Below are 14,635 nucleotides of genomic sequence, written 5' to 3'. Positions count from 1 at the left end.
ATCTGTAGAGGACTGGATCATTTGATTCCCATGTCTGCGAGGTGTCCTAAGACGCGAGCGCTAAATTCTTCAACCTTTGACTCGATGTCAGGCAAAGTGGCATCATAACGACTGCCGAGTTCCGTGATGCGATCAACAAGATCGTGAGTGAGCTTTGTGATTTCCCCAGTGATCCCGACTGTAATAGTCGTCTGCCACTTGTCGGTGAGAACCAGCTCACGTATGTCTTGTTCACTGAGCTTGCCGTACTGGGCCAGGGTTGCAGCATCGAGGTTTGCTTGCGCATCTTTGACAAGCTTCCTTGCCGTTGATTCTTTGTTATAAAGTTTGATCAGATACTCAAGTGCTTTAATCTCCTCGGCGACGGCGTTCTCGTGCTTTGCAGCTTTCAGCCGAGAAACTACCAAGGCCTTCGTGATTTTACCGTCGTCCATGGCTTCAAAAAGAAGGCCCTCTTCGATCGCATGCTCTTCAATGTATTCATCGATATGGCGAGTGGCTGCATCGGCCGCTGCCGTCAGGTCATCAATTTTGTTCTGCTCATCGGCAAAGTACCGAGCAACGATTAGAGCGGGTGGAATTAGGTCCATCTTGTATTTTGCCGCGCTCCGGCCCGAGCCGATCACGAGGTCCGGGGTCTCAGTGATCTTGCGATCTTTATCCTCAATAGTTTTGCGCGGCTTAGCCGCATTCAACCACCCCTCGTTCATGAGAAGGAATACGTCATCATGCATGACGCTGTGCCAGTACGTCATCAGCTGCTCGTAGACGGCATATTCGTCGAGAAGTGGCGTCTCTTTGAACCGATGGAGCAGGTCATCGCCAACTTCGCCAATAAGATCATTCGGCTTGGTGTCGGCATTGATCAATTCGAGGGAAGGCTGGTGAGTTGCGTACCAGTCGGCCACTTGCCTTCGAATTTTGTTTGAAAAACCCTTGAACTCGGTCGAAGCAATAATTGCCTGCTGCACTTCCGAGATGTCGACGGTTAGCTGACTATAGTCAGGATTGCCGTTGCTCTTAAAAAGGTGCTGGCGAAGTGAAGGAAATGCATCCCAGCTGTCGTGAAGCGCCTCAATGTCGCGGTTTGGGATGCCTCCGTGCAGGTGGGCGTAGAGATCCTGAACGTCATCTGGTTCTGATGAATCGATGTAGCGCGGGATATTGAGATTGAAGTCGTTGATACTGTTGCCGATTTCAGCTAGAGGCACCATGCGTGAGTATCTATCGACCACTGTTTGCTTCGTGAAAACATCGACGATTTTATGGAGATCCTGGGAGCGCAGGCGGTTCTTGTTCCCATCCTTTAAGAAGCCCTTAGATGCATCAATCATGAAAACCCCAGTGCGGCTTTGCGCGTTTTCCTTATCTAGCACAATGATGCAGGCAGGGATTCCCGTCCCATAAAAAAGATTCGCAGGCAGTCCGATAATTCCTTTGATGAATCCACGCTTCAAAAGCTGTTTACGGATAGATGCTTCAGCGTGCCCTCGAAAGAGAACGCCGTGCGGTAGGATGACAGCGGCTTTTCCCGTGCTCTTCATGGATTTTAGGATGTGTAATAAGAAAGCATAATCGCCATTTTTCTCCGGTGGACGCCCATATTCGAATCGACCAAACTCGTTCTCAAGACCGTTGGTCCAGGTCTTGTTGGAAAAAGGAGGATTCGCAACTATGAAGTCAAATGTTTCTAGGTTAGGGCCGTCAACGAACTGAGGGCTGGCTATCGTGTTTCCTTTGCGGATATCTGCGATCTCGTTGCCGTGCAGAATCATATTCATCTTTGATAGGGCCCAAGTGGCTACGTCGTTTTCTTGGCCGTAGATGGTTAGACCATTGGGAGCCTCGGCAGACACCTTAAGGAGTAGTGAGCCGGAACCGCACGTCGGGTCATAGACCGTGGATGATCGTGGGGTTGTCGAATCGACGCCAATTAGTTTTGCAACGGTCCGCGAAACTTCCGCGGGCGTGTAGAACTGCCCCTTAGACTTGCCAGACTCAGTGGCGAAATGGCGCATCAGGTACTCGTATGCATCCCCTAGGAGGTCGTCACCCTCCGCCCGGGAGCCTCGGAAGTCGAGATCCTGGAAGATTGTGATCAGCGAGCTCAGACGGTCCTGCATGTCTTTGCCACTGCCGAGTTTTTCCTCGTCGTTGAAGTCGGCCAGGTCAATGACCTTCTGCAAATCGTTGGCTTCGGCGAGCCTGGCGATGATCTTGTTGACCTTGTCGCCGATCTCCTTATCACCCTTGAGCGCGATCATGTCGTCAAATGAGCCGCCGGCGGGAACATCGATCAGGGAGTTCGGGTCGGTCTTGGCTTTGTCGGATACGAACTTCACGAACAGTATCGTGAGGATGTAATCCTTGTATTGGCTGGCGTCCATGCCGCCCCGTAGCTCATCACAGCTCTTCCAGAGCGAGCTATAAAGGTCTGATTTTTTGAGCGCCACGGCGCGTACCCCTTGTGTTGATCCTGATTCAGTTGAACTTGTCATGCGGTAGTCTCCAGCCACACGACGGCAGCCACTTAGTGTTGATTTCAATCTACCGGGGAGCAACGACAAATCAGTTGAGGTCGGGCTTAGCTAGGTAGGTTTGCGGGTGGGGAGAGACCTCAACCGTTTCAGGCGTACTTTCCGACCAGTTCCCGGATACCAAAAATGGCGCCGATTTCTCGACGCCATCTCTGTTGTTTCAACTAAAGTCGGTCTACTCGAACCATGGTTCGAATAAAGCCACTCTGGTCGGGATGACAGGATTTGAACCTGCGACCTCTTCGTCCCGAACGAAGCGCGCTACCAAGCTGCGCTACATCCCGATCCGCTGCAAAAGCAACTTTACAAGGATAGCCGATGCCGGGGTCCGATGCGAAATCCTAAGCCGCCGCCAGGGCTGCCGGTGAGTCGAAGGACTGGGATCAGACCAGCGAGTCCTTCCATGCTCCATGCAGGTCGGCAAAGCGTCCGCCACCACCGATGAGCTGGGCCGGGCTGCCGTCCTCAACGATGCGGCCGTCGTGCACCACCAGCACCCGGTCCGCGGTTTCCACGGTGGACAGGCGGTGGGCGATGATCAGGGCAGTTCTGCGGGCCGCCTCCGTGCCCGAGAGGAGCCGGGCCAGGCCCTGCTGCACCAGCCTTTCGGAAGGGATGTCCAGAGAGGATGTGGCCTCGTCCAGGATGAGCACGGCGGGACGGGCCAGGAAGGCCCTGGCAAAGCTGATGAGCTGCCGCTGGCCGGATGACACGCGACCGCCGCGCTTGTTGACGTCAGTGTCATAACCTTCGGGGAGCGCCATGATGAAGTGGTGGGCGCCCACTGCTTTGGCGGCTTCCTCGATCTCCGCCCGCGACGCTTCCGGCCGGCCCAAGGCGATGTTGTCCGCCACCGAGCCGCTGAACAGGAACGCTTCCTGGGTGACCATAACAATGTTGCGGCGCAGGTCGGTGGTGCCCAGGTTCCGGAGGTCGATGCCGTCGAGCGTGATCGAGCCCGAAGTGACGTCGTAGAACCGGGCTATCAGCTTGGCCAGGGTGGATTTCCCGGCTCCCGTCTGGCCCACCAGGGCAACCGTCTGCCCCGCCGGGATGTGCAGGTCCAGGGTGGGCACGATGACAGGACCATCACCATAACGGAATTCGACGCCATTGAAGTCGATGGCACCCTTGGCATCCTTGAGGGCGACGGGACTTTTTGGCGGCCGGACCGTGGGCACCTCCTCAAGGAGCCCGGAAACCTTCTCGAGCGCGGCCTGTGCACTCTGGAATGAGTTGTAGAACATGGCCATCTGGTCCACGGGCTGGAAGAACCGCTTGGTGGACAGGATGAGTGCCAGGAGCACCCCGACCTCCAGCTCCCCGCCAAGGACGCGGAAGCCGCCGAACAGGAGGACCACCGCCACACACACGTTGCCCACCAGCACCAGCCCCGGCTGGAAGATGCCGTTGAGGTTGATGGACCGGACGGTGACCCGCCGGTAGTCCTCTGCGAGCTGGCCGTAGCGCCCGGAGTTTTCCTGCTCCTTGCGGAAGGCCTTGACGGCGCGGATGCCTGTCATGGTTTCCACAAAATGCACAATCAGCCGGGCGGAGACCACGCGCGATTCCCGGAAGGCGATCTGCGAGTGTTTCTGGTACCAGCGGGCCAGGAAGAACATGGGAACGCCGGCGGCCAGCACCAGGAGCCCGCTGCGCCAGTCCAGGGCGAACACGGTGATGGCGGTGAAGACCATGAACAGCATGCCGGAGGCCAGCGAGCTGACACCGGAGTCCAGGAGCTCCCGGAGGGCCTCCAGGTCCGAGGTCTGCCGGGCAATGATCCGGCCGGAGGTGTACTTTTCGTGGAACTCGAGGCTGAGCCGCTGGGTATGACGGAAGACCCGGAGGCGCAGGTCCAGCAGCATAGCCTGGCTCAGCTTTGCGGTGGACGTGACGTACAAAGCCGTGAGCCCCGCCGTCGCTATGGCTGCGAGCAGGTAGGCGACGCCGGTGAGCACCAGGGGCGTGTTGTCCCCGGCCTGCAGGGCGGGAAGTGCGCGGTCGATGCCGAAGGCGATCAGCGCCGGGCCGGCCACGCGTGCCGCCTGGGACAGGACCACCATGGCGATGGTCACCCAGAAGCGCAGCCGGACCGGCCGGATCAGCGAGCGCAACAGGGCCAGCGACCGCCGTCGTACAGCCCTGCTGTCGCTCTTGCTGAGGTGGGCGTTGTCTTCGTTGGCGGTGCCGAATGCCGCGGCGCTCATCGGGTGGCCTCCGCTTCGTGGATGTCGGCCTCTTCCTCAAGGTCTGACAGTTCCGAGTCCAGGTCCCGGGGTTCCTGGTCCAGGCTGGCGATGACGTAACGGTAGTGGTCGTTGCCCGCCAGCAGCTCTGTGTGGGTTCCGACGGCGACGATCCTGCCTTGCTCAAGGAGCGCCACCCGGTCCGCGAGGGCCACAGTGGACGGCCGGTGCGCGACGATCAGCGTGGTGGTGTCCTTCAGGACAGTCCGGAGCCGGGTCTCCACCAGCTCCTCCGTGTGGACGTCCAGGGCTGACAGCGGGTCATCCAGCACCAGCACCCGCGGGCGGGCGGCAATGGCGCGGGCCAGCGCAATCCGCTGGCGCTGGCCGCCGGACAGGCTGAGGCCCTCCTCGCCGATCAGCGTGTCCACGCCCTCCGGGAGGGAATACGCGAAGTGCGCCTGCGCCACGTCCAGCGCCTCATCCAGCGCGGCCTCGGTGCGCTCCGGTGCCCCGAGGAGCACATTGTCCCGCACGGAGTTGGAGAACAGCGTGGTGTCCTCGAAAGCCACGCCCACGATGCGGCGGAGTTCCTCCACCTCGAAGTCCCTCAGGTCCACGCCGTCAATGCTGATGGAGCCGTCGGTGACGTCATACAGGCGCGGCACCAACTGGATCAGGGCGCTCTTGCCGCTGCCCGTGATCCCCACCAGGGCCATGGTCTCACCGGGGCGCAGCTCCAGGTTGATGTCCTTCAGGATGGGCTTGTCCGGGGCATCCTCGAAGGCGAAGCTGGCCTTGTTGAAACGAAGCGCACCGGCCAGCTGCCGCGGCCGCCGCGGTTCCGGGGGACTGGTGATGGTGTTGACAGTATCCATCACTTCGTAGTGGCGGTCGACGGCGGACTTGGCCGTGAGTGCCATGGCCAGCAGCATTCCGGAGAATTCAACGGGTGATGCCATGACTGCCGCCGTGGCAAAGAAGGCCACCAGGGCGCCGATGCTGAGCTGCCCGCTGGAGCACAACATGATCCCCACCACCAGGCCTGCTCCGAGGGCGAGCTCCGGCAGCAGCGTGACCACCATGGTGAACATGGCCTGGTGGCGCGCCTTGTCGATCTCAGTCTGGCGGAGCTCTTCGGCTTGTCCTTCGAAGTTTTCGAGGGCTTCGCGGCTGCGGCCGAAGGCCTTGAGCACGCGGATGCCGTGGACGGACTCCTCCACCGTGGTTGCAAGATCCCCCGCTTGGTCCTGGCTGCGGCGCGCCACTTTGCTGAAGCGGGTCCGGAACCGGAAGCTGTACGCCATGATGGGCACGGCCGCGGCCAGGAAGATCAGGGCCAGCTGCCAGCTCATGGTGAACATGACGGTTATGCCGATGATCACGGTGAGCGTGGTGACCACCAGCATGATGGCCCCGAACGCCATCCAGCGGCGCAGGAAATTCAGGTCGGTCATGGCGCGGGACAGGAGCTGGCCGGAACCCCAGCGGTCGTGGAAGGAGACCGTCAGTTCCTGGAGATGGTCATAGAGGGAGACGCGCATCCGGGTTTCCACTGTGGTGGCCGGATTGATGACGAACTGCCGGCGGAGTGCCACCAGTCCCGCTTCTGCGACGCCCAGGACCAGGATGATCCCGGCCGACAGCCAGACCGCCCCGGTGGCGCCGCCCGGCTGCAGCGATTCGTTGACCAGGACCCTCAGGACCTGGGGGATTGCCAGGGCCACCACGCTGGCCAGCAACGCGCAAAGGAGTCCCAGCACGAGCCGGGGAATGATGGGCCGGACATGGGGGTAGAGACGACTGATCGATCGAAAAAATGGAGTTTGCCTGGCCATGACCGCTTCTCAAGCTCTAAAACGAATGTAGTTTCCCGTAGCAACTACCCTATGCCATGGCGTGAGGCGATTCACAGACACTTCAACTGCCCCGATGCCCCATCACTCCTGGTCCCCAAACATGCCCGTGGGGAGCTGTCAGGGACAGGGCGACGGAGTCAGGCGGGTGAGGTCAGGGTCAGCAGGACGGCCTCCGGCCGGCAGGCGATCCTCACCGGGGCGAAGCGCGAGGTGCCGATGCCGCCCGAGACGTTGACCGGCGTCGTGCGTCCGTTGCTGCTCCAGTCATGCAGGCCCTTCGCCCGCCAGGTGGGGAGGTCGCAATTGGCCACCAGTGCGCCATAGCCAGGGATGCACAGCTGCCCGCCATGGGTGTGGCCGGCGAGCAGGAGGTCAGCGCCGTCCTCCGTGAAATGGTCCAGCACCCGCTGGTACGGCGCATGGATCACGGCCACCTTGAGGTGGTCCGCGGCGTCCTGGTTCACGGTCCCGCGCGGCCACCCTGCGTACCGCTCGCGCTGCAGGTGGGGATCGTCCACTCCGGAGAAGTCAAAGCGCATGCCGTTCAGGACCAGGGACTGGTGGCGGTTGGTCAGGTCCACCCAGCCGCCCATCCCGAACCCTGACCGCAGCCGCGGCCAGTCCAGCGCCGTCGGCTTGGGCTTGGCCTTGGACGGCCCCAGCAGGTACGAGGCGGGATTCTTGAGGCTGGGGGCGAAGTAATCATTGGAGCCGGGGACAAAGACACCGGGGAACTCCAGCAGCGGGCGGAGCGCGGCCAGGAGGGGATCCACCGCCTTGGCATGGCTGAGATTGTCGCCCGTGTTCACCACCAGGTCCGGCTGGAGCTCGGCCAGGGACTGCAGCCATGCAGCCTTCTTCTTCTGGCCCGGAACAAAGTGGATGTCACTCAGGTGCAGGATCCGGAACGGGTTCTTTCCCGGCGGCAGGATGGCCACGGTCTCTTCGCGGAGCACAAACTGGTTTTTCTCCCACAGGCCGTACCCGAAAGCGGCCATTCCCGCGGCGGCCCCGGTCCCTGCGGTGACGGCAAAGCCGCGCCCGATGGTCCGGGCGCGGCTGGCCAACTCGCTGGTTGAAATCATCGGCGGCTAGTTCTTGTTCTTATCGCTGTTGCCCGGCGCGGGCGCGGGGGCGGGCTGGGTGGCGGGTGCCGGAGCCGGTGCCTGGGTTGCCTGCGGTGCCGTCGTGGCGGGCGTGCGGCTGCCGGTGCCGCCGTTCAGGAGGTTGCTGGGCGGGGCCGGGAACGGGTTGGTGCCGTAGGCCGGCGCGATCCGGGACATGAAGTTCGAGAACATCGGGCCGGCGATCATGTAACCGTCGATGCCGGGGTAGAACTTCCCGTTGACCGTGATGTTCTGGCCGGACCGGTCCTGGGCGCCGAGTGCGTCGCCAAACCAGGCAGCCGTGGCCAGGCCCGTGGTGTGTCCTACAACCCAGGTGGACCCGTTGTTGTTGGACGTACCGGTCTTGGCACCGATCGGGAAGCTGGTGCGGGTGGAAATCCTGGGCTGGATCAGTGAACCGGAGCCGCGGTTCAGGACTTCCTGGAGTGCGTAGTTCACGCCGCGGGCAACCTCAGGCTTGACCGCGTCCCGGCAGCTGCTGGATTGTGCCGGCAGGGTCGCCCCGGTCTGGTCGGTCACAGCAGTGATGGCGATGGGTTCGCAGTACTTGCCGTCGTTCGCGAACGTGGCGAAGGCGCTGGCCATGGTCAGCGGGGCCGTCTGGGTGGAACCCAGCAGGTTGCCCAGCGTGGACATGTTGATCTTCGGGTTCGGGTCACCATCAGCGGGAAGGCCGCCGTGAAGGCCGGTGGCGTCCACGATCTTCTGGATTCCGCAGAAGTCCAGCTGCGCCGCCGAAGCGAAAGTCACGGTGTTGATGGAGTTGTACAGGCCCTCCAGGACCGACAGCGGGCGGTACCACTGTGGTTCGGCGTTCTGAAGATCGTCGGCGGCGCCGAGCGACTTCTGCGCCGTGTTGTAGGCGCCCGTGACCTGGCCGCAGCTGTTGCGCCACGGGAAGTTCAGCGGGTAGCGGCGCTGGGCCGCGTTGACCACGGTATTCATGGACTTGCCCTCGTTGAGCCATTCAGCGAAGGTGAACGGCTTCATGGTAGAGCCGGGCTGGGCGCCGCCGAGGCCGTTGAGGTCGTTGCCGTCCTTGTCCAGCTTGTCCACGTTGAAGTTCACCTGGGAATCGAAGGCGCCTTCGGCGGGCAGGAAGGAGGTGTTCTGGGCCATCGAGACGATCTTGCCGGTGTTGGGCTGCACGGAGACCATGGCGGCACCCCATTTGTCCGGGTTGGCGCCGGCTGAGGCGTTGACCTGCTCCTGCGCCACGGCCTGGGCGTTCGGGTCCAGCGTGGTGGTGATGGTCAGGCCGCCGCCGTAGATGAGGCGGAGGCGCTCTTCACGGTCCGCGCCGTACGCCGGGTTGTTCTCCAGCAGGTGCAGCACGTAGTCGCAGAAGTAGGGTGCGGTGGACGCGTAGGCGCAGCCCTGCTTGGGCTGTGTCACCTTGGTCTCCACGGGGGTGGCCACGGCGGCATCATGCTCCGCCTGGGTGATCTTTCGCTGGCCCAGCATCAGGCCCAGCACCAGGTCGCGGCGCTGCTTGGCGTTCTCCGGATTGTTGATGGGGTCGAATGCGGACGGGCTGTTGACGAGTCCGGCCAGCAGCGCCGCCTGCGGAAGGGTGAGGTCCTTGGCGCTGGTGCTGAAGAAGAAGCGGGACGCGGCCTCGATGCCGTAGGCGTCGCGGTTGAAGAAGACGATGTTCAGGTAGCCCTCAAGGATCTGCTCCTTGCTGAACTCCTTTTCCAGGGCGATGGCCAGCTTCATCTCGCGGAGCTTGTCGCCCACGCCCTTGTTCACACCGTTGAGCTTGATCTGGTCCTCGTTGCCCTCGGCTGCGAGGTTGGCGTTGAGGACGTTGTTCACGTACTGCTGCGTGATGGTGGATGCGCCCTGCTTGTTGCCGCGGGCGGTGCTGACCAGCGCGCGGAGGATACCGGTCGTGTCCACGCCCCCGTGATCATAAAAACGGCTGTCCTCGACGGCGATGACAGCTTCCTTAACGAAGGGCGAGATCTGGTCCAGGGCGACCTTGGTGCGGTTCTCGGTGTAGACGCTGGCGATCTCGCTGCCGTCCGCGGCCAGGATCCTGGTGGTCTGGTTGGGCGGGTCAACCTTCAGCTCAGCCGGAAGGGTGTCGAAGAACTCGATGGAACCGCTCGCTGCGCTGCCTGAAACGGCCGCCGCGGGAACCAGCAGGCCTGCTACCAGGACACCGCAAATAGCACTCACGCCAAGGAAAACGAGGATCTTACCAAGGGTGGTGGCAGTGTCGAATAATGGGTTCGTACGAGTCGCCATGTTTTCCACTTTACCGGCAAGGACTAGTCTTTCTCTCATGACCAAATGGGAGTACGCGACGATTCCGCTCATTATTCACGCCACAAAGCAGATCCTGGACCAGTGGGGAGACGACGGCTGGGAGCTTGTCCAAGTGGTCCCCGGACCGGACGGCAACGGCCTGGTCGCCTACCTCAAGAGGGAGAAGCAGTAGCATGGGCACCTCCGCAGAGGCTGCTCCCGGCGCGGCAACGGCGCCTGTTTCGGCTGTTGAGCAGCGGCTGGCAGACCTGGGGCTCGCCCTGCCCGAGGTCGCCGCACCGGTGGCCGCCTACGTCCCTGCCGTGATCTCCGGCAACCACGTATACACCTCGGGACAGCTGCCCTTCATTAACGGCAAACTCCCGGCAACCGGCAAAGTGTCGGCAGGAACCGAAGGCTTCGCCGACGAGCCCACGGTTTCCCCCGAAGACGCCCAGCGGTTCGCGGCGATCTGCGCCGTCAACGCCCTGGCAGCTGTCAAGAGCGTCATTGGGGACCTTGACCGGATCACCCGCATTGTCAAAGTTGTGGGTTTCGTCTCGTCCGATCCGTCCTTCACAGGACAGCCGGGCGTCATCAACGGCGCCTCGGAATTGCTGGGGCGCGTGCTCGGTGACGCGGGGCAGCACGCCCGTTCCGCCGTCGGCGTCTCCGTGCTGCCGCTCGATTCTCCCGTTGAGGTCGAACTCATAGCGGAATTCAGCTAGGACCGGTCGTTTCTCTTGCCTCAGCTAGCTCGACGGCTTTTTGCTCTTCCCCAGGACCTTGAAGGGGCCGCGCAGAGCTGGCTCGAACACGGCGAGCGGACGCCCCGCGCGGCCCGCCTTGCCTCCTCGGTGGTCCTCCTGCGCGATTCCCCCACGGGCCTGGAAACCTGGCTGGCCTACCGGCCGGGGTCCTCGCCGCTGGGCGTCCTCGCCTTCCCCGGCGGGTCGCTGGACGCGGCCGACGACGATCCGGTCGGTTGGTTGGGTCCCTCGCCCCAGCATTGGGCTGAGCAGATGGGAACGGACGACGTCGGACTGGCGCGGCGACACGTGCTGGGCGCCATCCGCGAACTCTTCGAGGAAACGGGTGTGTTGCTGGCCGGCCCAGACATGGCCAGTACGGTTGAAGCGACGTCAACCCCCGAGTGGATGCGTGCCCGCGTTGCCGTTGCGGAGCAGGAAAAGACGTTTCCGGAAGTCCTGGCAAAGCGGGGATTGTCCGTCCGGACAGACCTGCTGAAGTCCCTGGTCAACTGGCGCAGCCCGGATTTCGCGCACCGCCGGTTCGACACCCGCTACTTCGCGGCCACAGTGCCCCTGAACCAACAGCCCACCCTGCTGGACGGCAAGGGCGTCTGGGGGCGCTGGGTGAATGCTGCCGACCTGATCGCTGAACGTGATACCACCGCCCTGGGCGATGAGGTGGGCCAGGAAAACACGGTGGGCCGAACCTTGGGCGAGCTCCTGGTCCCGGGCTCCGAAATCATGCTCGAAAAGATGGCCATGGCCAACGGCTGCATCGCCTACCTGAGCTACAAGCGCAAGGCCCACGTCTACCAGCCGGTCCTGGTTGAAGAGGATGGCAAGCTCATGCTCGAAGTCGAGGCCGCCAAGACAACCCCGGACGACCCCCAGCGCGAGCGGTAGTTCCGCGGGTGGGCCGGGCCCGCTCGAAGCCCGGCCCACTTGCGACGCTCTCTCACTTAACGCTGGTTTTCCACGGACGCTCTCTCACTTAACGCTGGTTTTCCACTGACGCTCTCTCGCTTTCCTGAGGAAAGTGAGAGAGCGTCCGTGGTTTTAGCGCATCGAGTGAGAGAGCGTCCGTGGTTTTACCGCATCGAGTGGGAGAGCGTCGGTGGTTTTAGCGCATCGAGTGAGAGAGCGTTTGGCCGGGGCCGGGGCCGGGGCTGGGGCGGTGGGGTGCTAGCGGGAGCGCTGGCGGAGGCGCTGCATGTCCAGGATGACAACGGCGCGGGCTTCGAGCCGGAGCCAGCCGCGCTGGACGAATTCGGCGAGGGCCTTGTTGACGGTTTCGCGGGACGCACCGACCAGCTGGGCGAGTTCTTCCTGGGTGAGCTCGTGGGCCACCAGGACACCGTCCGTTGCCGGGCGGCCGAAGCGGTCTGCCAGGTCAAGCAGGGCCTTGGCAACGCGGCCGGGAACATCGGAGAATACGAGGTCGGACAGCGAATCGTTGGTGCGGCGCAGGCGGCGGGCCAAGGCTTGCAGCAACTGTGCGGAGACCTCGGGTCGGGTGCGGAGCAGTGTGTTCAGGCTCTCATTCCGGAGGCCCGCAAGGCGGGTCTCCGAGACGGCGGTTGCAGTTGCGGTGCGCGGGCTTGGATCGAAGAGGGCCATCTCGCCGAAGAGTTCACCCGGGCCCAGGATTGCCAGGAGCGATTCGCGGCCATCGGGTGAGGTGCGGCCGAGCTTCACCTTGCCGGAGACGATGAAGTAAAGCTGGTCGCCCTGGTCGCCCTCACGGAACACCGAAGCGCCGCGGGACAGGTCCACCTCGGTGAGCTCGTCCGTCAGCAGACGGAATGCGTCGTCGTCGAGCGTGGCGAAAAGGGGTGCTCGGCGCAGTACCTCGATGTCCATGAAATCTCCTGAATAAAAGTGTCGGCTGTGGCGCTTGTGCCATTGTTTCAGAATTTTCAAGGTTCTGTGACGAACTTGGCAGTCAAAACGCCCTGATGCAGGGCCGGAACGGCCGGTCCGGACCAATCGCGGATGGCATGGAAGGCGGCGGGCTAGGGGACTGCCGAGGGCCAGCAGGGCGGGGAGCTGTCCAGAATATTGTCAGCGTCCAACATTAGAATGGGGTTTCAACTGCTTAATAAGGAGCCTCAGTGGTCGGCTTGACTGTCCTGGACCTGGTCCTGATCCTGGCGTTGCTGTCCTATCTGGTTTACGGCCTGCGCAACGGTTTCCTGGTGACAGCCGGCGGTATTGCGGGCTTTGCTGCCGGAGCAGTGGCAGCCTTTTTTGCAGTTCCCCTGGTGAGCGACTTTGTCCAGGACTCCGGATGGAGGCTGACCGCCATTGTGGCAGCCGCCGTCGTACTGGTGGTCCTGGGACATGGCCTGGGGACAATGGCGGGCCGGCATATCCGCGGCGCGGTGCGGATCCGGCCCCTGCGCGCGGTGGACCGCCTGATCGGCGGAGCCGTCAACGTGGTGGTTTCCGCGCTGGTGATGTCCATGCTGGCCTTCAGCATCAGCTCCCTGGGCGTGCCGCTTGTGTCCCAGCAGTTGGCTGAATCAAAGGTCATCCGCTTTATCGATGGCCTGACCCCGGACCCCGTCAAGGCCACTATGGCGCAGCTTCGCTCCACAGTGATCGGCAACGGCATTCCCACACTGCTTGAGGGCCTGGAACAGGGGCCGGCGGTGCCGGTGCCGAACGCCAGCACCGATACACCCGCCCTCAACCGCGCCGCCGGTTCCGTGCTCAGGATCGCGGGCACCGCCTACCAGTGCGGCCAGAACCAGACAGGCACCGGGTTTGTGGTTTCCACGGACCGGGTGGTCACCAACGCGCATGTTGTGGCGGGCGTGTCGGAGCCGGTGGTGGAACTGCCCGACGGCGGGGCGATGCCCGGGCGCGTCGTCTACTTCGACACCAAGCATGACCTCGCGGTGCTCGCCGTGGACAACCTCCCCGCGGATCCGCTGGCACTGAGCGCGGACCTGCCCAACGGCAGCCCCGCCGCCTTTGCCGGCTACCCCCACGGCGGCCCTTTCCAGTCCAAGCCCGCCACGGTCCAGGACATCACCACGGTGATGGTGCCTGACATCTACGGCAACAACGCGTCCCCGGAGGAGATCTACCGCCTGGCCGGGGACGTGCAGCCCGGGAACTCGGGCGGCCCGCTGCTGACCACCGGGGGGCAAGTGGCAGGGGTGATCTTCGCCAAGGCCACCTCGGACACGGACATGGGATTTGCCATCACCATGGATGACCTGAACCCCGTGGCCACACAGGCGGCGTCGTTGAGTGCCCCCGTGTCTGCCGGGCAGTGCATCCAGAAGTAGCGGCTAGAGGACTTCGGCCAGGTAGTCGATGGCCAGCCTGTAGCCGGTCACCCCGGCGCCCACGATGACCGCGGAGCAGACCGGGGACAGGAACGAGTGGTGCCGGAATTCTTCCCGCTGGTGCACATTGGTGATGTGGACTTCGACGGCGGGGAGCTGCACGGCAGCGAGGGCGTCGCGCAGGGCTACTGAGGTGTGGGTGAAGGCCCCCGCATTGATGACGATGCCCGCGGCGTTGCTCCGGGCGGCGTGAATAACGTCGAGCAGGACGCCTTCATGGTTGGACTGGACGCATTCGGCCGTGAAGCCGTGGGCCTCGGCGGCTGCCGCCGCCAACTGCTCCACATCCGCCAGCGTGGAGGTGCCGTACTTTTCCGGCTCGCGGGTGCCCAACAGGTTCAGGTTGGGTCCGTTGATCACCAGGATGGTGCGGCGGGCGGCAGGGTCGGTGGAGGCTTCATTCATGGATGACAATCTATCGGCTGGCTTTGGGCGCCGCGCATTCTTACGTCCGCTCCCCATCGATTGGTCCCCACCGGCCCCCTAGCCTCGCAAGGCCGCACCGGCTCCCTGCCCTCGCAAGCTCGGGCCGGGGCCCTCGCCGGGGCGGTTCCACGGCCAG

General features: G+C 63.1%; 11 protein-coding genes and 1 tRNA gene. 4 read left to right on the top strand and 8 right to left on the bottom strand.

Going from position 1 to position 14,635, the window contains the following annotated elements; translation table 11 throughout:
- Nucleotides 1-17: 17 nt before the first annotated feature.
- The 6 genes from KTR40_RS15585 to KTR40_RS15560 all read right to left on the bottom strand — a co-directional run bounded on the left by KTR40_RS15585 (nt 18) and on the right by KTR40_RS15560 (nt 9,965).
- Entirely contained in the window at nt 18-2,498 is a 2,481-nt protein-coding gene (locus KTR40_RS15585) for a class I SAM-dependent DNA methyltransferase (RefSeq protein ID WP_228404315.1), read from the bottom strand.
- A 246-nt stretch (nt 2,499-2,744) separates the two neighbouring features.
- A tRNA-Pro gene (locus KTR40_RS15580) sits at nt 2,745-2,821 on the bottom strand.
- A 99-nt stretch (nt 2,822-2,920) separates the two neighbouring features.
- Nucleotides 2,921-4,747: an ABC transporter ATP-binding protein gene (locus KTR40_RS15575; protein WP_228404314.1), complete on the bottom strand. Its 1,827-nt coding sequence runs from the start codon at nt 4,745-4,747 to the stop codon at nt 2,921-2,923.
- Nucleotides 4,744-6,564: an ABC transporter ATP-binding protein gene (locus KTR40_RS15570; protein ID WP_228404313.1), complete on the bottom strand. Its 1,821-nt coding sequence runs from the start codon at nt 6,562-6,564 to the stop codon at nt 4,744-4,746. Before KTR40_RS15570 ends, KTR40_RS15575 begins: the two co-directional genes overlap by 4 nt.
- 158 nt (nt 6,565-6,722) lie before the next feature.
- A complete protein-coding gene (locus KTR40_RS15565; RefSeq protein ID WP_228404312.1) occupies nt 6,723-7,670 on the bottom strand; it encodes a metallophosphoesterase in 948 nt (315 codons plus the stop codon).
- A gap of 6 nt (nt 7,671-7,676) precedes the next feature.
- A complete protein-coding gene (locus tag KTR40_RS15560; protein WP_228404311.1) occupies nt 7,677-9,965 on the bottom strand; it encodes a transglycosylase domain-containing protein in 2,289 nt (762 codons plus the stop codon).
- 37 nt (nt 9,966-10,002) lie between these two features.
- On the opposite strand from KTR40_RS15560, the gene KTR40_RS15555 reads away from it, so the two are divergent.
- The 3 genes from KTR40_RS15555 to KTR40_RS15545 are packed head-to-tail and all read left to right on the top strand — an operon-like array spanning nt 10,003 to nt 11,620.
- Nucleotides 10,003-10,158 (top strand): DUF4177 domain-containing protein, encoded by a 156-nt coding sequence (locus KTR40_RS15555; RefSeq protein WP_003797879.1) that lies wholly within the window; start codon nt 10,003-10,005, stop codon nt 10,156-10,158.
- A gap of 1 nt (nt 10,159) precedes the next feature.
- Nucleotides 10,160-10,693, top strand: a complete 534-nt coding sequence (locus tag KTR40_RS15550; protein WP_139030351.1) for a RidA family protein — start codon at nt 10,160-10,162, stop codon at nt 10,691-10,693.
- A 15-nt stretch (nt 10,694-10,708) separates the two neighbouring features.
- Nucleotides 10,709-11,620, top strand: coding sequence for an NUDIX hydrolase (locus KTR40_RS15545; RefSeq protein ID WP_139030350.1), 912 nt, complete (start codon nt 10,709-10,711; stop codon nt 11,618-11,620).
- Between the two features lie 279 nt (nt 11,621-11,899).
- On the opposite strand, the gene KTR40_RS15540 is transcribed toward KTR40_RS15545, so the two are convergent.
- Nucleotides 11,900-12,577, bottom strand: coding sequence for a Crp/Fnr family transcriptional regulator (locus KTR40_RS15540; protein WP_050684013.1), 678 nt, complete (start codon nt 12,575-12,577; stop codon nt 11,900-11,902).
- Nucleotides 12,578-12,828: 251 nt separating this feature from the next.
- On the opposite strand from KTR40_RS15540, the gene KTR40_RS15535 reads away from it, so the two are divergent.
- A complete protein-coding gene (locus KTR40_RS15535) occupies nt 12,829-14,013 on the top strand; it encodes a MarP family serine protease (RefSeq protein ID WP_228404310.1) in 1,185 nt (394 codons plus the stop codon).
- A gap of 3 nt (nt 14,014-14,016) precedes the next feature.
- Here the strand turns inward: KTR40_RS15535 and aroQ are convergent, their stop codons facing one another.
- Nucleotides 14,017-14,478 (bottom strand): type II 3-dehydroquinate dehydratase, encoded by a 462-nt coding sequence (gene aroQ / locus KTR40_RS15530; protein WP_139030348.1) that lies wholly within the window; start codon nt 14,476-14,478, stop codon nt 14,017-14,019.
- Nucleotides 14,479-14,635 lie beyond the last annotated feature (157 nt).

This window comes from Pseudarthrobacter sp. L1SW (genome assembly GCF_020809045.1).
Taxonomy (GTDB): Bacteria; Actinomycetota; Actinomycetes; order Actinomycetales; family Micrococcaceae; genus Arthrobacter.
This window is presented reverse-complemented; position numbering and strand designations above follow the sequence as displayed.